Source organism: Pseudophaeobacter sp. (genome assembly GCF_048267565.1).
Taxonomy (GTDB): Bacteria; Pseudomonadota; Alphaproteobacteria; order Rhodobacterales; family Rhodobacteraceae; genus Pseudophaeobacter; species Pseudophaeobacter profundi.
Map to the genome: position 1 here is coordinate 587,613 of NZ_JBLWXG010000001.1, position 20,144 is coordinate 607,756.

Consider the following 20,144-nt stretch of genomic DNA (forward strand, 5'->3'; position numbering starts at 1 on the left):
ACGAGATCTACTGTTGCGCGGTATGCGCTAGACGAGGTCTTCTTCCTGTTCGACATGGGCCACACGGGCCCCCGTCTTGTTGGAGGTTACCACCCCAAGCGACTTCAATTTGCGGTGCAGCGCCGAGCGCTCCATCCCGACAAAAGACGCGGTCCGGCTGATATTGCCGCCAAAGCGGTTGATCTGCGTCAGCAGGTATTCGCGTTCAAAGGCTTCGCGCGCTTCACGCAGCGGCAATGTCGCCAGCGCCCCCGAGAGCACCACCCGGCCGTCATCAGTTGCTTTTTCTTCTTCACGCGGCAGATCCTTGGCCTCAATCGGGCCAGTGCCTTCGCCCAGGATCAGCACCCGTTCCACCATATTCTTTAGCTGGCGTACATTGCCTGGCCAGGTCATGGTCTGCATCAGGGCAACGGCTTCATCCGCCAGCGCCCGCAGCGGCAGGCCCTGGATTTCATTGAACTGAGCGATGAAATACTCTGCCAGCTGTGGAATATCTTCGCGCCGATCCGCCAGCGATGGCACCTCGATCGGCACAACATTCAGCCGGTGATACAGTTCCTGGCGAAAACGGTCAGCGTTAATTTCGGCCTCAAGATCCTTGTTGGTGGCCGAGATCACCCGCAGATCAACGCGCAGCTTATCACTGCCCCCGACCCGTTGAAATTGCTGATCCACCAGCACCCGAAGGATCTTGGACTGGGTGCCTAGCGGCATATCCGCCACCTCGTCAAAGAAGATCACCCCACCATTGGCCTGTTCCAGCAGACCCGGCTCTATGCCCCGCTCGCTGGATTCGCGGCCAAACAGCACCTCTTCCATGCGCTCTGGCTCGATCGCGGCGCAGCTGGCGGTGATAAAGGGCGCGGCGGCACGGGCCGAATGTGTGTGAATGTAGCGTGCAGCGATTTCCTTGCCACTGCCGGCAGGACCGCTAAGCATGACGCGACCATTGGATTTGGTCACCTTGTCCAGCTGTGAAATCAACCCGCGGAAGGCAGCGGAAGAGCCCACCATTTCAGAGCTGCCAGTCTCTTTGCGGCGCAGATCGGTATTTTCACGCCGCAGCTGCGAAGCCTCCATTGCGCGCCGGATAACCACCATCAACTGATCAATATTAAAAGGCTTTTCAATGAAGTCATAAGCCCCCTGTTTGATCGCTGCGACAGCGATTTCGATATTCCCATGGCCAGAGATGATCACCACCGGCACCTCTGGGGTGTCGCGTTTCACCGTTTTCAGGATATCGATCCCATCCATCTCGCTGTCTTTGAGCCAGATATCCAGGATCAGCAGCGATGGCAGCTCTTGGCTGAGCTGCTCCATACACTCCTCCGAGGTACCCGCCTTTCGCGTCGCATAGCCTTCATCCTCCAGGATATCGGAAATCAACTCGCGAATGTCACGTTCATCATCAACAATCAGAATGTCACTCATGTCAGACCTGCTTTCACTGTATTCCGGTTCACCTGGCCCGTGCTGGCAGCTGCGGGCAGGCGAATAACTGCCATGGCACCAGCATGCTGGTGCCCTTCAAAAAGCGGCGCGTCTTCAAGAGAAAGCGTGCCGCCATGTTCTTCGATGATCTTTTTCACGATAGGAAGCCCCAAGCCGGTGCCTTCGTTGCGCGTGGTCACATAGGGTTCAAATAGCCGGGCGCGATCCTCTGGCAGACCAATGCCATTATCCGCAATCGTCACCTCATACCCGCCGGTCTCCTGCTGCTGCAGAGCAATGCGAATTTCAGGCGCGACCGCGATATCGGGTTTCTTTTGCCGCAGGGTTACAATGGCTTCGCCTGCGTTCTTGATCAGATTTGTCAGGGCCTGGCCAATCATGGTTGCATCCAGATCCGCACAAAGCGGCGTATCCGGCAGATCTGCGGTGATCCTGACGTCGGGCTGGCCGGTCTGTTGCAATGTCACCGCATCCCGTACCAGCGTCACCAGATCTTCCTCGCGTCGCTCTGGTTCTGGCATACGGGCGAATTTTGAAAACTCGTTGACGATACGCCGCAGATCATTGGTCTGACGCACGATGACATCGGTCATGGATTGAAGCTGATCGCTATTGTCTTCGCCCAGCATTGGCGCAAACTTGCGTTTGATCCGCTCGGCGCTCAGCTGGATGGGGGTCAGCGGGTTCTTGATTTCATGCGCGATACGGCGTGCCACATCGCCCCAGGCCGCCATGCGCTGGGCACTGACCAGATCGGTCACATCGTCAAAGGCCACAACATAGCCTTCCAGACTGCCATCATCCGCGCGCCGCCGCGACATGCGCACCAGCAGGTTTTCCAGCTGCCCCTGGCGGCTGACCTTGATCTCCCCCTGTTCTGCCTCGCCGCCGCTGGCCAGCAGGGCCGCAAACAGCGGGCCGAATTCGGGAATCGCAACCGACAGATCCAGCGATTGCTGGTCTTCGTGCCAGTCAAGCAGCCGCTCGGCCGACCGGTTCACAAAGGTGATCCTGCCCGCATCATCCAGTCCCACCACACCCGAGGTCACCGAGGAGAGTACCGAGTCAAACAACCGCCGCCGTCGCTCGATCTGGTTGGTATTTTCCAGCAGAGTGGCGCGCTGCACCCGCAATTCCCGCGTCATCTGGTTGAAGTAATGGCCCAATTGCGAAATTTCATCGCCACCGTTTTCCTCGGGGACCTGAACATTCAGATCACCACCGCCGACCCGCTGGGCTGCAACGGTCAAGCGCCCCACAGGCCGGGACAGGCGTTCAGCAAACCAGATCGCCAGCCACATGGCCGCCAAGATCAATATCAGCGCAAAGCCGATATAAAGCAGACCAAATTCAAACAGAACACGACCGCGCTCTTTCTCTAGCTGCTGGTACAAGAGGGCCGTTTCCTGGGTTTCATCGAGCAAATTCAAAAGGGTGCCATCAACATCGCGGCTGATGTAGAGGAACCGATCAACAAAGGCGCTCAGCCGTACCAGGGCGCGGAACTCGTTATTGTCCCAGTCCTGAATGATGGCGACGCCTTCGGGATTGCTGCTGGCGCGGGCAAGATCTTCGGCACCGGGGCGTTCAAAATCAAACTCATAGGATCGTTCACCGCGGGCACGAATACGACCAGTCCCATCAATGACATAGGCCTCGCGCAGCCCGCGTTGGATCTGCAACTGCCCCTGGGTCAAGACTTGACGCAACTCGGCATCATTGATGTAAAAACTCCGGCTGCGGCTTTGATCCAGAAACCGAGCCAAGGCCTGGGCATCGGTGGAGATATCGCGGCGCTGCTCTTCCTGATAGGCCTCGGCGGCGGACAGCGAGCTGCCAATCACCTGACGCACTCGCTGTGAAAACCAGCCCTCCAGCCCGACATTCACCGTCAGAACCGCAAAAACCGCAACAATCACAGTTGGCCCGAGCGCCAGAAAGCCAAAGGCACCAATCAACCGCAAGTGTAGGCGTGATCCCGCCGATTTAGAGCGCCGGGCCGCAAACAGCCGGACAATCTGCGTCAGCACCAGCACCGCAATGGCCATGATATAGACCATATCCGCCAACAGGATCAGCCGCAGCGGCCGCGACGAGGCCCCATGACCCAGCGGGCCAAAAATGAGAAAGGTCAGCAGTGCCAGCAATGGCCCCAGCAGGACCATTCCAAGGGTGCCAATATTGCGAGCCTGGCGCGTCTTACGCCACCGGTCCAAGGCCCAAAAAGGCCTATAGCCGCTCCATAGATGTGACCTTTGCGCCACGCGCCACCCTCATTCTGATGTGTGACCGCCGTGGTCAACCGCCATATGTCGTGGTTGGAAACAGGACGAATACCCGCGAACCACAGCTCTGTGGCGATATTACATCAGTTTGCGGCGCCGTGTCACCTCTATATCCAGATCTGTAATCTTCTTTCTCAAAGTATTGCGATTTATGCCCAGCAACTCGGCGCATTTCGCCTGATTTCCACCAGTTGCAGACAGCGCAATCTCGATCAAGGGTGCTTCAACCTCGCGCAGGATCCGGGCATAAAGTCCGGGTGGCGGCAGGATATCGCCGTGCAGATCAAAATAGCGCTGCAAATGGCGCGCGATAGAATCGGTCAGTTTTTCATTCACCGCCCCGCCGATGACTGGCCCCGCATCGGTTTTGGGCCCCAGGGCCGCAGCAACCTCGGCGCGAGAAATTTCTTCACTTCGCGCAGTGAGCGCAAGGCGGCGAACGATATTTTCCAATTGCCGCACATTTCCGGGCCAGGCGCAGTGGCGCATCATCTCGCTTGCGTCGTCGCTGAAGTAACGATGCGGCGCGCCGTCATTTTCGGCCTTCACAAGGAAATGCGCCGCCAGCAGAGCAATGTCTTCAACCCTTTCACGCAGGCTGGGAACCCCCAGCTCTGTGCCGGACATGCGATAGTAAAGATCTTGGCGCAGTGTGCCGTTTTCCATCGCAACCGCGGGGTCCTTTTGGCTGGTGGCCATAATGCGTGGCGCATGGGTGCCGGGGGAATCCATCATCCGCACCAAGCGCGCCTGCGCCTCATCCGGCAAATCAACCAGTTCATCAATCAACAGGGTCCCCCCCTTGACCTCTGCCAGCAGCCGCGCCGGCCCTTCCAGCGCCATCAGATCGCTTTCGGAAGCGGAGACAAACGGCAGGGTCCGGCGATCAGAAAAATCATGCACAGCACGGGCAATCAGCGATTTTCCTGTGCCGCTCTCGCCGGTGATCATCAGCGGCATATCGGTGTTCATCACCCGCGCAATCAGACGGTAAAGCGCCTGCATGACCTCGGTGCGGCCAATCAGCGGCAGATCCTCCGGGCGCTCGGGATCTTCCACGGTGGAGCCGCTGGGAGATTTGCGCGATTCCGTCATGGCCTTGGCGGTGCGCTTCATCAGCTCCGGCAGGTCAAAGGGTTTTGGCAGATAGTCATAGGCCTCTGCTTCGGCGGCCTTGATCGCGGTCATGATTGTGTTTTGCGCTGAAATGACAATCACCGGCAGCCCCGGACGATCTTTGGCGATCTTGGGCAGCATTTCCAGGCCATTGCCATCGGGCATGACGACATCTGAAATCACCACATCGCCCTTTCCTTCGGCAACCCAGCGCATCAATGTGGTTAGCGACGAGGTCGCGTGCACCCGGCAGCCTGCACGGGTCAGGGCCTGCGTCAGCACGGTGCGGATAGTGCGATCATCATCAGCGACAAGAACGGTGCCGTCCATTGGGTATTTCTCCTAGGGTTCTGCGTCTTTTGGGGTGCGCGACAACGAAAGCCGGAACGCGGTGCGTCCCGGAACGGAGTCGACCGAAATCCAGCCGTTGTGATCGGCGATGATCTTGCTCACCAGCGCCAGGCCAAGCCCGGTGCCGTTTTCACGCCCGGAAACAAAGGGGTCAAAAACATCGTCTCTAATTGTGTCAGGCAGACCGGGACCGTCGTCGATCACTTCGATCTGCAGCGGCAAGAGCTTGCCGGTGCCATCGCTGCGCCGCATGCGAAATGAATGCTCATAATAGCTGTGGATGCGAATGTTGCCGCCTTCGGGGGCCGCAGCCTCTGAGGCGTTTTTCAACAGGTTCAGCACCACCTGCAACAGCTGGTCCGCATCGCCCCAGGCCAGCGGCAATGAGGGATCATAGTCTTCGGTGATGGTCATATGCGAGCCAAAGCCCAGCAGAGCAGAACGGCGCGCCCGGTCCAGCACATCATGCAGGTTGACCGGTTTGAAATCAGGTTCGCTCAGATTTCCGAACTGTTCTACCTGGTCCAGCAGTTTGACGATCCGGCGGCTCTCGCTCACGATAAGATCTGTTAATTCAATATCTTCACCCGACAGGTTCATGCTTAGAAGCTGCGCGGCACCGGTGATGCCGGCCAGTGGGTTCTTGATTTCATGCGCCAGCATTTCAGCCATGCCGATGGCCGATTGCGCGGCGGATTTAGCTGAATGGTTCTGCGTCATCCGCGCTGCCAGCTCGCGCGGGGACAGCATCAACAGCATCTGTCCCCGGCCGCCCTGCACGGGCGCGATCTGCACTCCGCATTGCAAGGGCGCGCGACTGCGTGACCCAACGTCGATATCATTCACAAACAGCGGTGTGCCCTGTTCCCGCGACCGCGCGAACGCGGCCTCGATCGGGGATTCAATAGCGATCTGTTGCCAGACCGGCCGCCCCAGCAAGGCCCGCCGTGACGTGTTCAAAAACCCTTCAGCGGCAGAGTTTGCATCCAGAATGCAATCATCGGCCCCGATCAAAAAGGCAGGAACAGGCAGCGAAGCCCAAAGCGCGGCGTCCGAAATCATAGAAGCGCATCCTCATGGTAAGAGGCCAGGGCCCGGGGCAGTAACCGCAGCACCTCGCCCGTCGACTTCTCGGTCAATACATCGCGACGCAGCGCGGCTGGGGTCTTGGCCACATCCATGTACCAGCCCAGATGCTTGCGCGCGACGCGCAGCCCAAGGTCGGCCCCATAGAAGGAGAGGATCGCCTCGTAATGTGCTGATACCATATCAATAAATCCATCAACCCCAGGCACTTTTGGCGCCGCACTGCCCCAAAGATCGCAGGCCACCTGCGCCAGCAGCCAGGGCTTGCCCTGCACCCCACGCCCAATCATCACCCCATCCGCGCCGGAATGATCCAGCGCCGCACGCGCCGTTCCGCTGCCCAGGATATCGCCATTGGCCAGCACCGGCACCGATACCGCGTCTTTGATTTCGCGGATCGCAGCCCAGTTGGCGCGCCCCTTGTAAAACTGACAGCGGGTGCGACCATGGATCGTGACCATCTGCACCCCTGCCCCTTCAGCGCGCCGCGCCACCGCAGCGGCATTTAGGCAATCGTCATCCCAGCCCAACCGGGTTTTCAGGGTGACGGGAATATCAACCGCCGCGACCACCGCTTCTATCAGCGACAACGCATGGTCCGGTGTCTTCAACAAGGCGGAACCGGAATAGCCGTTTGTGACCTTCTTCGCCGGGCAGCCCATATTGATGTCAATCATCCGCGCGCCGCGATCTGCCACCTGACGCGCGGCCTCGGCCATCCATGTGGCTTCACGGCCGGCCAGCTGCACGGCGGTGTTTTCCACATCGGCGCTCAGCTCGGCCCGCTCGCGCACCCCCGGTTTTGCCTGCACCATCTCTTGGCTGGCAACCATTTCGCTGACCATCAGGCCAACGCCATAAGAGCGCACCAGATCACGAAAGGGGCGATCAGTGATGCCGGCCATCGGCGCCAGGGCAATGGGCGGGGTCATAGAGGTGGTTCCGAGGGTGAAGGACAACTGCCTAATCCTTGTGCGAGTGAGTGTTTTGTAACCGAAGCCCCGGCTTTTGAACAATGAAAGCGCCCCTCGCAAGCCTACAACTCGACGTCACTGCCTAAATTTTAATCACAACGACGCGGGTGATTGCCACCGGATGCGGCAGAACATAAACATTCCCCCAGCATAAAACTCTGAGTCACAGCCGCGATCCACCGGCGTACAGCCCCTGACCGGTGCGCCCAGCGAACACAGTTCGCAGCGGGCAGGCCCCGATCGGATCACAGGTGCCGCTGTCCAGATTATAGAAGAGAGCCCTATGACAACAGCAGCCCTGATCGTTGCAGCAGGTCGCGGCAGCCGCGCCGGAGGTGGCCTGCCAAAACAGTGGCGCGACCTCAAAAACCGGCGCGTCATCGACTGGACACTAAAAGCCTTTCGCGATGCCCATGTCGAAACCATTGCCCTGGTCCTGTCGCCTTTGGATCAGCCTGCCTGGGACAGCTTTGCAGATGCGCAGGACATCATCCTGGCACAGGGCGGCGCCGAGCGGGCACAATCGGTACAAAATGGCCTGCGCGCCCTTCAGGGCCGGGGGATCACCAAGGTGCTGATCCATGATGCCGCCCGCCCCTGCACAAGCCCGGTCCTGATCAACACAGTGATAGAGGCACTGGACAACGCGGCCGCCGCAGCGCCAGCCCTTGCCATCACCGATGCGCTATGGACCGGGGCCAAAGGCCGTGTAAGCGGCACCCAGGATCGCACAGGTCTGTTTGGCGCGCAGACGCCACAGGGGTTTCACTATGATGCGATCCTTGCCGCCCATGCGGCCCATCCCGGTGGCGCTGCCGATGATGTCGAGGTCGCCCGCGCGGCCGGGCTTGACGTTGTGATCGTGGCGGGGGATCCAGACAATATCAAGATCACCCGGCCTGAGGATTTTGCCCGCGCCGCCCGAATTTTGGAAACGGAAAACACCATGACGACCAGTGCCACCTCTCTCCCCGACATCCGACTGGGCAATGGCTATGACGTGCATCGCTTTGGCCCCGGCGACAGCGTGACCCTTTGCGGCGTGACCCTCCCGCATGAGCGCGGCTTGCAGGGCCATTCCGATGCCGACGTTGGCATGCACGCGGTGACGGATGCAATATATGGCGCGCTGGCGCAGGGCGACATTGGCCAGCATTTTCCACCGTCAGATCCGCAATGGAAAGGTGCACCCAGCGACATATTCCTGCGCCATGCAGCAGACCTGGCCAGAACCATGGGGTTTCATATCACCAATGTGGATTGCACCCTTGTTTGCGAATTCCCCAAGATTGGCCCCCATGCTGCAGAGATGCGCGCGGTGATGGCTGAAATCCTTGGGCTTGATCCAACACGGGTGTCGGTCAAGGCCACCACCTCTGAACGGCTGGGCTTTACAGGTCGCGGCGAGGGTATTGCCTCACTCGCAACTGCTGCGCTGGTGAAGCCATGATGTTGGCAAGAATGATCGCCACGGTCGGTGGCACCGGGTATCTGCGCCCAGCCCCCGGCACCTGGGGCTCTTTGGTTGCCCTCCCCCTGGCCTATGGGCTGCATCAGCTGGGGGGCTTTCCCCTGCTTGCGCTGGCAACGATCTTGGCAACTGGGCTTGGCATTTGGGCCACGGGGGTCATGACCCGCGGCCAGGCCAATCACGACCCGTCTGAAATTGTCATCGACGAAGTCGCCGGGCAATGGCTGGCGCTCTGGACGCTGTCCTATCCGGCCTGGGCACATGGTATTGCCATCTCGGCGCTTTGGCCCGGCTGGATTGCCGCCTTTGCCCTGTTTCGCCTGTTCGACATCTGGAAACCCGGCCCGGTGGGCTGGGCCGACCGTCAAGCCGGGCCGGTGGGTGTCATGCTGGACGATGTGATTGCCGGCATGCTTGCTGGTCTTGGCGTCATGGCTCTTGCAGGGTTTAGCCACGGGGTACTGGGGCTATGACGCAGCCCGTCTCTTCCGGTACGGATCAGCCGCAGCGCCCGGACATCGCCCAGCTGATCGCCCAGGCCCGCAGGCTGGGGATCACCATGGCCACCGCCGAGAGCTGCACCGGCGGAATGGTCGCTGCGGCACTAACGGATCAGCCGGGGTCTTCTGCGGTATTTGACCGGGGCTTTGTCACCTACTCCAACAGTGCCAAACAGGCGATGCTGGGGGTCAGCCCCGAGACCCTGCGCCGCGACGGCGCCGTGAGCGAAGCCGTGGCGCGGGAAATGAGCCTCGGCGCGCTGCAGGCCGCGCAGGTCAGCCTTGCCGTTGCCATCACCGGTATCGCCGGCCCCGGTGGATCAGAACACAAACCCGAGGGGCGCGTTTGTTTCGGCCTAGCCCAGACCGGAGAGCCCCCCCTGGTAGAAACCATCGAATTTGGCCCGCTGGGGCGTGACAGGGTTCGCGCCGCCAGCTGTGCCCATGCGCTTTGGTTGCTGCAGCGCGCCATTTCCCAAACAGAGCGCAATTTAGGCAATAGGCCCGAAGACTAGCCCATTATTTAATCAGTTTTGCAAAAGCCCATGTTTTTAGCGCTTTTGCGCAGTGTGACGCTTTTTTCCTCATCTGCATTCATGTCTTTGAACCCCCAACCATGCAAGCGGGATGGAAGGACACCCCATGAATGGAGCTGATACAGCTTGGATCATTGTAGCAACGGCCCTTGTGCTGTTTATGACACTGCCAGGGCTTGCCCTGTTTTACGGCGGTCTGGTGCGGGCGCGAAATGTGCTCAGCGTCTTCATGCAGTGCTACGCCATTGCCTGTTTGATGAGCATCCTGTGGCTGGCCTTTGGCTATACAATCGCCTTTGGCCCCGGTGAAAGTGGCCTCTGGGGCGGATTGGACAAGATATTCCTGGCCGGCGTCACCGCCGAGAGCCTGAGCGGCACCCTGCCCGAGGTGCTGTTCTTTGCCTTTCAGATGACCTTTGCCATCATCACCCCGGCGCTGATTGTGGGCGCCTATGTGGAACGGGTTGGCTTTGCCTTTGTGCTGACTTTCTCGGGGCTTTGGATGCTGTTGTGCTATGCGCCTGTCGTGCATTGGATCTGGGGCGGCGGCATGATGTCGGATGGTGGCATCTTTGGCGAGATCGGAGTCAAGGATTTCGCTGGTGGCATCGTCGTGCATGAAACGGCAGGTCTGGCGGCACTTATTCTGGCGATCTTCCTTGGACCCCGCAAAAACCGCACCACCCCACCGCATAACCCCGGCTATGTGGTCATTGGTGCCGCGATGCTCTGGGTTGGCTGGTTTGGCTTTAACGGCGGCTCGCAGCTAGCGGCCGATGGTGGCGCGGCCATGGCGCTGACCGTGACACATATCTCTGCGGCGGCGGCCTCGCTCAGCTGGGCCTTCTGGGAAAAGATCAAATACGGCAAGGCCTCAGTTGTGGGGCTGGTCACCGGCACCATTGCAGGGCTTGCCTCCATCACCCCGGCCAGTGGCTTTGTTGGGCCCATTGAGGCGCTGATCATCGGTACTATCGCCGGGATCTTGTGCCAGGAGCTGGTGAACCTGGTCCGCAACAAGCTGAAGATCGACGACACGCTGGATGTCTTTGCGGTACATGGCGTTGGCGGCATCTTTGGTACCGTGATGATTGCGGTCTTCGGCCAGGGGGCCTGGATGGCGCAATTGGGCGCGCTGGCGCTGGTGGGTGTTTTCACCACCCTGGTGACCATCCTTCTGATCAAGATCGTCGGCGCCTTCACATCTTTGCGCGTGGATCTTGAAACCGAGACAAACGGCCTAGATATTACCGTCCATGGCGAACGTGCCTATGACATGACCAGTTAACGCTGTGCCCAGTCGCCGCCGGGCACAGAACCAGATGCCACCACTCTCAGGGCAGAGATGCGGACCATTGCATCGGGGGGCGGGCTTTCCAAATTACTGGAAAGCCCGTTTTCATATCGGCAGCTGGCACCTGGCCACTGCCATCTGCCCCCCTGCCATCTGGCCCCCTGCCATCTGGCCCTACGGCCCGGCTTTCAGAACTGATCGGTAATCTCTGCCAGCGGCACACCCGTCTGCAGCCCCTGCCAAAGCGTCGCTTGGCGGTCCGTGCCGATCAGCGCCGCAACCTTGCCCAAAAGGCGGGCCTCGCGCTGATCGGGGCTGATCGGCAGTTGCAAATCATGGCGGGCCTCAAAGCGCTTGCCATCGCGGCGCAGGGCCAGCACATGGGCCTCAGTTTCTGCCAAAGCCTCGTCTGGCTCAATCTCGATACGGTCGCGCAGCGCGATAAGCTCCGGCAGTGCGCAGGTGGCGGCGCTATAGCTATCAAGCGCCGCAGTATCGAGGCCAAGCGCCTGCATCGCCAGAACCGTGCGATAGGAAAATTTCGCCCCAAGCCCGCTAGTCGGGGCCAGTTGGTTGCAGACAGTCATCCAGCGCGGATGGGTGCGCACCACCAGATGGGCAATCTCTGGCGCGGCCAGATCCAGCGTCGCGGTGGCCTCTAGCGCCGCATGCAGCCCATGGCAACAGGCGTGAAACTTGTGGCTTATGCCGTCAAACAGCCAGGTCTGCCCCAGACCCTGCAGCGCCAGATCCAGATTGGCCTCGCCGTGATGGGTTGCGCCGAACCCCAGCGCCGCATCAAGCGCCTGTGCATTTGCGGTAAGACCCATGGCAACCAGGCTGCTGACCTCAACCCCGGCGCTGGCCGCCAGACCAGCGTTATAGGGCTTGCCCATGGTGCCAAACTGCGCCTTCAACCCCGCCGCACGGGTGGCGCAGAGACCCAGCGCCATCGCCATCTGATGCGGGGTCAACTGCAGCAATCGCCCCGCCGCCGCCGTGGCACCAAAGGCCCCCGCCGTCGCAGTCTGGTGAAAGCCCTGTTGATAATGGCTGCGCCCCAGCCACAGCCCCACCCGGATCGACAGCTCCATCCCGACAAGCGCGGCCTCCAACAGCTGCGGCAGTGATGCGCCCAACTGCTGCCCCAGGGCAAAGGCCGCAGGGAATACTGCCACAGCCGGGTGGCCGATATGGGCAAAATGGGTATCATCATAATCCAGCGCATGCGAGGTGGCCCCATTGACCAGCGCCGCCATGCGCGCCGGAACCTGCCCACCGCCAAAGATTGTAGCCTGCGCCGCGCCGCCCTCGGATATCGCCTGGGCCCGCAAGACGCCAGAGACCGGTTCATCAACGCCAGCAATCCCGCAGGCGATCCAATCCAGGGTCGAAAGCCGCACCATCCTTTGCGCCAAGGGGCTGGCCGTGACCTCACCAGTCGCAAAGTCAACCAAAGCGGCGGTCAAATCCAGTGTGTCAGAGGTTGGGCTGGTCATTGCGGTTTGGCCTTCCTGGTTAAGGCAGCCTAGCCATATAGCTCGGCTGCGCGGCGTTCGAATGCCTTGACTATACGCTGCATCGCCTCATTGAAGACAACCCCGATGATCCCCTGCAGCACCGCATTTTTGAATTCGAAATCAACAAAAAAGGCGACATCGCAGCTGCCATCATCGCGGGCGGCAAAGGACCAGTTGGATTTCATGTAGCGAAACGGCCCATCCAGATATTCGGTGTCTATCTTCATATCATCCCGATAGAGCGTGACCCGACTGCCAAAACGTTCGCGAAACACCTTGAAAGAGATCACCAGATCCGCCTCCATCACCTCTGCCGGGCCCTGCTGGCTGCGGCTGCGAATGCGTGCGGCAGCACACCAGGGCAGAAATTTAGGATAGGAGGCCACATCTGCCACCAGCCCGTACATCTGCGCGGCGGTATAGGGCATTTGGCGGGTTTCAGAGTGAACAGGCATAGGTGTCTTCAATTTTCTTGCTATGATCGTGCCGCGTCATGTCCTATGAACGCGCGGAAAATTCAAGGGGTAGCCATGACACAGCGTCCATATGTCATCGATGTGATGATTTCAGCCAAGACCATCGCCGCACGGATCGAAGAGCTTTGCGACGAGATCACGCAAGAGTTCGGCGACACCGACAAGCTGGTTGTGGTGGGGCTGCTGCGCGGCAGCTTTGTCTTTATTGCCGACCTCGTGCGCGAATTGGATCTGCCGATCGAGGTCGATTTCCTGGAGGCATCTTCCTATGGTGATGGCATGGAAAGCAGCCGGGAAGTTCGCATTCTCAAAGACCTGCGTGGCGCAATTGAAGGACGCGACGTGCTGGTAGTCGAAGATATCGTCGACACTGGCCACACCCTGAACCATGTCACGCATCTGTTGGAAAGCCGCAAACCCGCCCGGCTGAAATCCATTGCCCTGCTCGATAAACCTTCACGGCGCGAGGTAGATTTCCGCTCTGACTGGATCGGCTTTGAAATCCCGGATGAATTTGTTGTCGGCTACGGTATCGATTATGCGCAGCGCAATCGCAACCTGCCCCATATCGGCAAAGTGCGCTTTACCGACGAAGACTGACCCTGCACGCATCACCACAAGAAAAAGCCCCGCAAGACCAAAATCTGCGGGGCTTTTCATGATGTGTCGGACCAGTCAGAAAGGCCCCTAACCGCTGGCGGCTATTGCACGCCCAGCTTGGCGTTGCGGGCCGCGCGCAGGCGGGCAAAATCATCGCCCGCGTGGTAGGAAGACCGCGTCAGTGGTGTGGCAGAAACCATGTGGAAGCCTTTGCCATAGGCGGCTTGTTCATAGGCTTTGAATTCTTCCGGGGTGACAAAGCGATCGACGGCATGGTGTTTGGGTGTGGGTTGCAGATATTGGCCGATGGTCAGGAAATCGATATCCGCTGCACGCATGTCATCCATCACCTGACGCACCGATTGTTCATCTTCGCCCAGGCCCACCATGATCCCCGATTTGGTGAACATCGACGGGTCCAGTTCTTTCACCCGCTGCAGCAGACGCAGCGAATGGAAATAGCGCGCTCCGGGGCGCACCTCTGGATAGAGCCCAGGCACGGTTTCCAGATTGTGATTGAACACATCCGGGCGGGCCTCGACCACGGTTTCCAACACCGACGGATCACATTTGATGAAATCCGGCGTCAGGATTTCAATGGTGGTCTTGGGGCTGCGATGGCGCACGGCACGGATGGTCTGGGCAAAGTGATCCGCCCCGCCATCGGTGATATCGTCGCGATCAACCGAGGTGATCACCACATGGTTCAACCCCAGTTTCTGCACCGCATGGGCAACGCGGCCCGGCTCGAATGCATCCAGATCCTCGGGGGGTTTACCGGTGGCGATGTTGCAGAAAGTACAAGCCCGGGTGCAGACCTCGCCCATGATCATCATGGTGGCGTGGCCCTGGCTCCAGCATTCACCGACATTGGGGCAGCCCGCCTCTTCGCAGACCGTGACCAGACCATTGTCACGCATGATCTTATGCGTTTCCGCATACCCCTTGCCGCCGGGGGCCTTCACCCGAATCCAGCTGGGTTTCTTTGGCTGGGCATTGTCCGGGCGATTTGCCTTTTCGGGGTGCCGTTGCTCGGGAATCTTGAGATCACGCATGGTGGGTCCGCTTCTGGCCTGTCTGTATTTAGGATGACTTAGCACGTTCATTCCTTGGCGTCACCGCGACATTGCGATATCGGCAATGCAATGAACGCATAGCAAGATCATACCGCGATAATCCGGTTCGCTGACACAGGCTTTCTGGCGCAAAAGCCGCGCAACACATCCCGCTGGATCAGCGCCCCGGCGCCCCCGGCAGACAGCCATGGGAAAATATGCACAAGTTATGAAAGTTCGCTGCAATATCAGGCAATTCACCGCCTATTGCTGACCTGCGGCAATTGCGTCACCCGAAGCTGTTGCGCTCTATTTAGAACTCTTATAAATGGCTGTGAAATGGTTCCTTATTCATGGAGTTGAAGAAGATGAAAGCTGGCCTGAAACTGCCCAATGTGACCTTTAAGACCCGCGTGCGCGACGAAGCTGTCGGCGGTTCCAACCCGTTCCGCTGGGAAGACAAGACAACTGCGGACTATTTTGCAGGCAAGCGCGTTGTGCTGTTCTCGCTGCCTGGTGCCTTTACGCCGACCTGCTCGACCTATCAGCTGCCAGGTTTTGAAAAAGGCTTTGCCGATTTTCAGGCCGAAGGCATCGATGCGATCTACTGCATGTCGGTCAATGACAGCTTTGTGATGAACAAATGGGCCGAATCGCAAAACCTGGAAAACGTCGGCGTTATTCCTGATGGCTCTGGCGAATTCACCCGCAAGATGGGCATGCTGGTAGCCAAGGATAACCTGGGCTTTGGCGTCCGGTCCTGGCGCTATGCAGCCATCGTCAACGACGGCGTTGTCGAAGCCTGGTTCGAAGAGCCTGGCCTGTCGGACAACCACGGCGATGACCCCTATGGTGTCTCTTCCCCGGAAAACGTGATGAAACACCTGAAGGGTGAAGCGGCCGCTGCAGCCTAACCCGTTATTTCATCACGACTATTACAAGATCTCGGGCGCGCCAATGGCGGGCCCGAAGTCTTTTTGGGCCTTTCCCAGGATATCCAGGCCGGTTTGCCGCGCCACCGCTGCAAGATCCTGAAACCAGCCATCCCCAGCGGTGCTCGCGCGGCGCAACAGGCCAATTCTGCGATGCGGTTGTTCACCGATAAAGCGTTGAACACACAGGTCTTTCGTCGCGCTACATTCGGCCCCCACCGCCAGTTCCGGCATCAGGGTCAGGCCGAAGCCCGCCGCCACCAGCCGCGAGAGGGTCGGCAATGAGCCTGCCCCCATATTGATCCCCGAAGCAGATCTGGCAACGCCACAGACGGCCAGCGCCTGATCGGTCAGGCAGTGGCCATCCTCCAGCAACATCAACTGCTCTGCCTTGAGATCGGTTGGCCCCACAGCAGCCTGGCCTGCATTGAGCTGCTGCAGGCGCTTGGATGACCCCGCGAGCAGAAAATGATCCGCAAACAGCTCTTCCTCGATCACTCCCGAAACACCGCTGGGCAGGGCCATGATCGCCACATCCAGCGCGCCGGTCTGCAGCGCCTCCAGCAGCCGTTCGGTCCGGGCCTCGCGCACTTGAATTCGCAGATGCAGATCATGGGCGCGCAGCCCCGCCAATAGCCCTGGCAACAGATAGGGCGCGACAGTTGGAATCACCCCCAACGAAAGGCTGCGTTGGTTACGACCCTGATCCTGTGCCAGACGATCCAGCTGCGCAGCCGCCTGCAGGATCTGATCGCTCTGGGCCAGAACCGTGCGGCCAAGCGGCGTCAGGATCACATCCCGCGCCCGCCGCTCTACCAGAATGCCGCCCATCAGATCTTCGAGCGCTTTGATCTGCACGGATAACGCAGGCTGCGAAACATGGCAGGCCTGGGCAGCCCGACCAAAATTTCGGTGTTCACAGAGGGATTTGAAGTAGCTCAACTGGCGCAGGGTAAATTTCATAACCGCAGGTTATCACACCGGTGCCAAGCTACAATATCCAGCGCAGCAGTCCCCGGTATTGCCGCCTGCCCTAGCCAATCATCTGGTTGTTATGTTTTCCATCGTGGCTCTCGTCCATGGTCTCGTAAAAAACCTTCAACTGGGCCAGCGCAATGCGCAGGACGATCTTTCCCGACCGGGCCGACCAGCCAAGCTGGCGCTCTGCAGCCTCCAATCCTTCCAGATGGCAGCAACACCGCAGGGCAATGTCATTCAGCCCCGACCCCAGTGCTGTCAGCGCCGCACGGGCCCGTTTTTTGGCAGCGCTAGAGGCTGGGCAGGCAATGCCGCCACGGGGCTGGCCGCAGGCGTCGGCAGCGCCAAAATAGGCCTGGCTTTGGGCCAGATGATCGCCCACTTGGGCCAGTTCAAAGTCTTCGCGCAGGCGTTTGCCCGCATTCACCAAATCGCTATCGAGAAAGGGCTTGCCGCTTTTGTCCAGCAGGCGTGCCAGCATATCCAGCGGTGTCTCGCCCAGGCCATAGCGCGATCGGCGCTCCTTGGGCTTTGATCTTGATGCCGGACTAAACCGGCTCTGCGCTTCGCCAAAGCCGCGCTCCAGCCTGGCCCGTGCCTGATTTTCCCGGCTGGCCATCAGCCGGCTGTAGACCGCCCGCCCCGCAGGCGTGATGTGATAGCGCCGCAACCGGCCAGAACGGGTGCAACTGATCCAGCCCAATAGCGACAGGATCCCCGCCAGCCCCTGCTCAACCGAAAGCTTGCTCATGCTGGTTTCGCCTTCGCGTACCACCACGGCCTTTTCCATCCCTGCGCCCACCGCCAGAACCGCACCGCTTTGACAGAGGCGGGCCAACACCTCCAATGCGGCATTTTCCAGCATCTCTGTATCGCCCAGGGATCGGGTTCGCGGCGAGGATTGGCACCCGTATTGCCCTGCCGCCAAAGCACCAATAGCGCAATCGACAAGCGGATCATCGCGGCGGTTTTCCACCCGGCGCACCTGTCGCAAAACCGTAGAGGGATGACATTTCAATTCTCGGGCCAAGTGGCGGATCGAGCAGCCACCCTCGGTATGATCCAGATAGTGCTGCACCTCCTGTGGGACCCATTCGGGAAGATTTTGTGCGGGCTGTCTTTGCATCGTCGCTAACCTCCGGTGGTCAGACAGGCAAATCCGTCACGTACCGCCCCTGCGGTTACCCACAGGCACAGGGAGTTTACCCAACTGATTTTGAACAGAACTTTGATCTATTCATCATTGTTTCCACAGAGTGATCAATCAACCGAGAATAGACCGCACGGCAAACAAGCCCCTGCGGCAACACCCGCAAAAGTTGTGTTAGTGGCTGATCCACACGCCAGAAAATGGGGATCGATCAATGCAGGATGTACTAAGCCGACTAAAAGCCCTTCACCGTCCCAGGTTGTTAATCCGAACGGCCCGCATTGGTGCCGCGAACTACAGTCGCGACCGCGATCTGCGTCGCATACTGGGCGGAGATCGCAGCCCAAGACCCACCGCAGCAATCCTGCGCATAATGGAGCTTGAACAGGAAATGAACCAGCACCGCCTGCGCGGTGCGGCGGCCTATGCGATCACCCGTCATATTGACCTGCTGACCGCCCTGATGGCAGAAGCCGCCTGCCTCTCGGGCTTTGGCCCAACCGCAAACCGCCCCCGAGCCACAGATCGCTGAGCAGAAAAACCGCACGCAAAAAGGCGGCGGTAACACTATGTGTCACCGCCGCCAGACCCCCGCCTTAAACGAGTGCGTCAAATCTTTAGATCAACCCTAACTCACTACATGAACGAATCAGGGGCTGCGGCTTTCTTCTCTGCCACATAGGCCTCCAGGGCCTCTTTGATGGCAGGGTCCAACGCTGGGGGCTGATAGTTGGCAAGCAAGTAATCCACCCGGCTGCTGGCCAGGGCATAGGTGTCACGCGCGCCTTCTTCTTCCCAGGTTTCAAAAGGCTTGTAATCCAGCAGTTCAGATTTCCAGAAGGCGGTTTTGAAATTCTTCTGGGTATGGGCACAGCCAAGATAGTGACCGCCCGGCCCCACTTCACGGATGGCATCCATCGCCTGATCGTCTTCGGTAACTGGTACGCCTTTGGCCAGGCCATGCAAGGTGCCCAGCTGATCGGCGTCCATGACGAATTTTTCAAAATCCGCCACCAGACCACCTTCAAGCCAACCACAGGAATGCAGCATGAAGTTCACCCCAGACAACAGCCCCATGTTGAGCGAGTTTGCCGTCTCATAGGCGGCCTGCGCATCCGGCAGTTTGGACCCACAGAAGGACCCGGCAGAGCGGAACGGCAAGTTCAGGCGGCGCGCCAGCTGACCGGCGCCATAGGTAATAAGAGAAGCCTCTGGTGTGCCAAAGGTCGGCGCGCCGGAATTCATGTCGATCGAGGAAACAAAGGCACCAAAGATGGCAGGCGCGCCGGGGCGCACCAGCTGGCTATAGGCAACGCCGGCCATGACCTCGGCCAGCACCTGTGTCAGCGTCCCCGCAACCGAGACAGGGGCCATGGCACCGCCAACGATAAAGGGCGAAATGATGCAGGCCTGGTTGTTCGCGGCGTAGACCTCCAGCGAACCCATCATAACATCGTCAAATGTCATGGGAGAGTTGATATTCGTCAGCGACGTCATCACGGTATTGTTCTGGACGAACTCTTTACCAAACAGAATTTCGCACATTTCCACCGAATCCTGCGCCCGGCTGGGCTCGGTGACTGATCCCATGAACGGCTTGTCCGACAAGGTCATGTGGGCCAGCAACATATCCAGGTGACGCTTGTTCACCGGGATATCGGTGGGTTCGCAGACCGTGCCGCCAGAATGGTGCAGCCATTTGGACATATAGGCCAATTTCACGAACTTGTTGAAATCTTCCATGGTGGCATAGCGGCGTCCGCCCTTGGCATCACGCACAAAGGGCGGGCCATAGACCGGGGCCAACACCATGTTGTTGCCGCCAATAACCACCGATTTTTCAGGATTGCGGGCATGCTGGGTGAATTCCGCAGGCGCGGTGGCGCAGAGTTTACGCGCCAAGCCACGCGGAATGCGCACCCGCTCGCCCTGCACATCTGCCCCCGCATCGCGCCAGCGCTGCAACGCGGCCGGGTTATCAACAAAATTGACGCCAACCTCTTCGAGGATGATATCAGCATTGGTTTCGATAATTTCCAGCGCGTCTTGGGTCAGCACCTCAAAATTCGGGATATTGCGCTGAATATACTTTGCAGTTTCAATATTGATGCTGCTGCGTTCTGCGCGACGGGCGGCGCCACCGCCACCTCGGCTCCGACGACGTGGTGCTTCTTCAGCCATGATCTGCCCTCTTGAAGGAATTACGTTGCAAGATGTTTACCCTGCGCATTGCCCCCTGCGCCGAAGGATAACGGCCTATCCGGTTGGAAAGCGACATGAGCGCGCAATTTTTTGCCGCAGTTTTTGCCGAACTGGGCTGCCGGATGCATCTGTCCTCTTGCCAGAACCGAATGCAGGGCCT

The 20,144-nt window shown here is 59.4% G+C and carries 18 protein-coding genes; 7 read left to right on the forward strand and 11 right to left on the reverse strand.

From position 1 onward, the window contains the following. Window positions 1-27: 27 nt before the first annotated feature. The 5 genes from ntrX to dusB form a co-directional block, all read right to left on the reverse strand. The gene (ntrX, locus tag ACN0VH_RS02765; protein ID WP_278921738.1) at window positions 28-1,437 is read right to left on the reverse strand and encodes a nitrogen assimilation response regulator NtrX; all 1,410 of its coding nucleotides are present in this window, start codon (window positions 1,435-1,437) and stop codon (window positions 28-30) included. After that, on the reverse strand, window positions 1,434-3,722 hold the full coding sequence (locus ACN0VH_RS02770) for a sensor histidine kinase NtrY-like (protein ID WP_417699431.1): 2,289 nt from the start codon (window positions 3,720-3,722) through the stop codon (window positions 1,434-1,436). The genes ntrX and ACN0VH_RS02770 overlap by 4 nt, the downstream gene beginning before the upstream one ends. A 99-nt stretch (window positions 3,723-3,821) precedes the next feature. After that, complete coding sequence (locus tag ACN0VH_RS02775) at window positions 3,822-5,189, reverse strand: response regulator (protein WP_278921740.1); 1,368 nt, start codon at window positions 5,187-5,189, stop codon at window positions 3,822-3,824. Between the two features lie 12 nt (window positions 5,190-5,201). Then, a complete protein-coding gene (locus ACN0VH_RS02780) occupies window positions 5,202-6,272 on the reverse strand; it encodes a two-component system sensor histidine kinase NtrB (protein WP_417699433.1) in 1,071 nt (356 codons plus the stop codon). After that, the gene (dusB, locus tag ACN0VH_RS02785) at window positions 6,269-7,255 is read right to left on the reverse strand and encodes a tRNA dihydrouridine synthase DusB (RefSeq protein WP_417699435.1); all 987 of its coding nucleotides are present in this window, start codon (window positions 7,253-7,255) and stop codon (window positions 6,269-6,271) included. Before dusB ends, ACN0VH_RS02780 begins: the two co-directional genes overlap by 4 nt. Before the next feature lie 298 nt (window positions 7,256-7,553). On the opposite strand from dusB, the gene ACN0VH_RS02790 reads away from it, so the two are divergent. From ACN0VH_RS02790 to ACN0VH_RS02805, 4 genes are all read left to right on the forward strand, one after another. Continuing rightward, the gene (locus ACN0VH_RS02790) at window positions 7,554-8,720 is read left to right on the forward strand and encodes a bifunctional 2-C-methyl-D-erythritol 4-phosphate cytidylyltransferase/2-C-methyl-D-erythritol 2,4-cyclodiphosphate synthase (protein ID WP_417699436.1); all 1,167 of its coding nucleotides are present in this window, start codon (window positions 7,554-7,556) and stop codon (window positions 8,718-8,720) included. Then, window positions 8,717-9,214: a phosphatidylglycerophosphatase A family protein gene (locus ACN0VH_RS02795; protein WP_278921744.1), complete on the forward strand. Its 498-nt coding sequence runs from the start codon at window positions 8,717-8,719 to the stop codon at window positions 9,212-9,214. The genes ACN0VH_RS02790 and ACN0VH_RS02795 overlap by 4 nt, the downstream gene beginning before the upstream one ends. Beyond that, complete coding sequence (locus ACN0VH_RS02800) at window positions 9,211-9,756, forward strand: CinA family protein (protein WP_417699437.1); 546 nt, start codon at window positions 9,211-9,213, stop codon at window positions 9,754-9,756. Before ACN0VH_RS02795 ends, ACN0VH_RS02800 begins: the two co-directional genes overlap by 4 nt. Window positions 9,757-9,883: 127 nt before the next feature. Then, window positions 9,884-11,065 carry an ammonium transporter gene (locus tag ACN0VH_RS02805; protein ID WP_417699438.1) on the forward strand — a complete coding sequence of 394 codons (1,182 nt, stop codon included), beginning with the start codon at window positions 9,884-9,886 and terminating at the stop codon, window positions 11,063-11,065. Between the two features lie 194 nt (window positions 11,066-11,259). Here the strand turns inward: ACN0VH_RS02805 and ACN0VH_RS02810 are convergent, their stop codons facing one another. Both ACN0VH_RS02810 and ACN0VH_RS02815 read right to left on the reverse strand, forming a co-directional pair. Continuing rightward, a complete protein-coding gene (locus ACN0VH_RS02810) occupies window positions 11,260-12,570 on the reverse strand; it encodes an MmgE/PrpD family protein (RefSeq protein WP_417699439.1) in 1,311 nt (436 codons plus the stop codon). A gap of 29 nt (window positions 12,571-12,599) precedes the next feature. Beyond that, entirely contained in the window at window positions 12,600-13,046 is a 447-nt protein-coding gene (locus ACN0VH_RS02815) for a type II toxin-antitoxin system RatA family toxin (protein WP_278921747.1), read from the reverse strand. Between the two features lie 75 nt (window positions 13,047-13,121). Here ACN0VH_RS02815 and hpt point away from each other — a divergent pair, with 75 nt between their 5' ends. Beyond that, entirely contained in the window at window positions 13,122-13,667 is a 546-nt protein-coding gene (gene hpt / locus ACN0VH_RS02820) for a hypoxanthine phosphoribosyltransferase (protein ID WP_417699440.1), read from the forward strand. A 101-nt stretch (window positions 13,668-13,768) separates the two neighbouring features. Here the strand turns inward: hpt and lipA are convergent, their stop codons facing one another. Further along, window positions 13,769-14,722 (reverse strand): lipoyl synthase, encoded by a 954-nt coding sequence (lipA, locus tag ACN0VH_RS02825; RefSeq protein ID WP_278921749.1) that lies wholly within the window; start codon window positions 14,720-14,722, stop codon window positions 13,769-13,771. A gap of 368 nt (window positions 14,723-15,090) precedes the next feature. Between lipA and ACN0VH_RS02830 the strand changes: the two genes are divergently transcribed. Continuing rightward, window positions 15,091-15,636 carry a peroxiredoxin gene (locus tag ACN0VH_RS02830; RefSeq protein ID WP_278921954.1) on the forward strand — a complete coding sequence of 182 codons (546 nt, stop codon included), beginning with the start codon at window positions 15,091-15,093 and terminating at the stop codon, window positions 15,634-15,636. Window positions 15,637-15,657: 21 nt separating this feature from the next. On the opposite strand, the gene ACN0VH_RS02835 is transcribed toward ACN0VH_RS02830, so the two are convergent. Next, entirely contained in the window at window positions 15,658-16,617 is a 960-nt protein-coding gene (locus ACN0VH_RS02835; RefSeq protein WP_417699441.1) for a LysR substrate-binding domain-containing protein, read from the reverse strand. A gap of 70 nt (window positions 16,618-16,687) precedes the next feature. Then, window positions 16,688-17,758 carry a DUF6456 domain-containing protein gene (locus ACN0VH_RS02840; protein WP_278921751.1) on the reverse strand — a complete coding sequence of 357 codons (1,071 nt, stop codon included), beginning with the start codon at window positions 17,756-17,758 and terminating at the stop codon, window positions 16,688-16,690. Between the two features lie 238 nt (window positions 17,759-17,996). Between ACN0VH_RS02840 and ACN0VH_RS02845 the strand changes: the two genes are divergently transcribed. Further along, window positions 17,997-18,314, forward strand: coding sequence for a DUF6477 family protein (locus tag ACN0VH_RS02845; RefSeq protein ID WP_417699443.1), 318 nt, complete (start codon window positions 17,997-17,999; stop codon window positions 18,312-18,314). 104 nt (window positions 18,315-18,418) lie between these two features. On the opposite strand, the gene ACN0VH_RS02850 is transcribed toward ACN0VH_RS02845, so the two are convergent. Beyond that, window positions 18,419-19,963 carry a trimethylamine methyltransferase family protein gene (locus ACN0VH_RS02850; protein ID WP_278921753.1) on the reverse strand — a complete coding sequence of 515 codons (1,545 nt, stop codon included), beginning with the start codon at window positions 19,961-19,963 and terminating at the stop codon, window positions 18,419-18,421. Between the last annotated feature and the right edge of the window lie 181 nt (window positions 19,964-20,144).

Coding starts and splice junctions, on each gene's coding strand:
- ACN0VH_RS02800 (WP_417699437.1), top strand. CDS start 9,211: ATGACGCAGCCCGTCTCTTCCGGTACGGATCAGCCGCAGCGCCCGGAC.
- ACN0VH_RS02780 (WP_417699433.1), bottom strand. CDS start 6,272: ATGATTTCGGACGCCGCGCTTTGGGCTTCGCTGCCTGTTCCTGCCTTT.
- ACN0VH_RS02790 (WP_417699436.1), top strand. CDS start 7,554: ATGACAACAGCAGCCCTGATCGTTGCAGCAGGTCGCGGCAGCCGCGCC.
- ACN0VH_RS02810 (WP_417699439.1), bottom strand. CDS start 12,570: ATGACCAGCCCAACCTCTGACACACTGGATTTGACCGCCGCTTTGGTT.
- ACN0VH_RS02815 (WP_278921747.1), bottom strand. CDS start 13,046: ATGCCTGTTCACTCTGAAACCCGCCAAATGCCCTATACCGCCGCGCAG.
- ACN0VH_RS02840 (WP_278921751.1), bottom strand. CDS start 17,758: ATGCAAAGACAGCCCGCACAAAATCTTCCCGAATGGGTCCCACAGGAG.
- ACN0VH_RS02795 (WP_278921744.1), top strand. CDS start 8,717: ATGATGTTGGCAAGAATGATCGCCACGGTCGGTGGCACCGGGTATCTG.
- ACN0VH_RS02805 (WP_417699438.1), top strand. CDS start 9,884: ATGAATGGAGCTGATACAGCTTGGATCATTGTAGCAACGGCCCTTGTG.
- ACN0VH_RS02850 (WP_278921753.1), bottom strand. CDS start 19,963: ATGGCTGAAGAAGCACCACGTCGTCGGAGCCGAGGTGGCGGTGGCGCC.
- lipA (WP_278921749.1), bottom strand. CDS start 14,722: ATGCGTGATCTCAAGATTCCCGAGCAACGGCACCCCGAAAAGGCAAAT.
- ACN0VH_RS02775 (WP_278921740.1), bottom strand. CDS start 5,189: ATGGACGGCACCGTTCTTGTCGCTGATGATGATCGCACTATCCGCACC.
- hpt (WP_417699440.1), top strand. CDS start 13,122: ATGACACAGCGTCCATATGTCATCGATGTGATGATTTCAGCCAAGACC.
- ACN0VH_RS02830 (WP_278921954.1), top strand. CDS start 15,091: ATGAAAGCTGGCCTGAAACTGCCCAATGTGACCTTTAAGACCCGCGTG.
- ACN0VH_RS02845 (WP_417699443.1), top strand. CDS start 17,997: ATGCAGGATGTACTAAGCCGACTAAAAGCCCTTCACCGTCCCAGGTTG.
- ntrX (WP_278921738.1), bottom strand. CDS start 1,437: ATGAGTGACATTCTGATTGTTGATGATGAACGTGACATTCGCGAGTTG.
- ACN0VH_RS02835 (WP_417699441.1), bottom strand. CDS start 16,617: ATGAAATTTACCCTGCGCCAGTTGAGCTACTTCAAATCCCTCTGTGAA.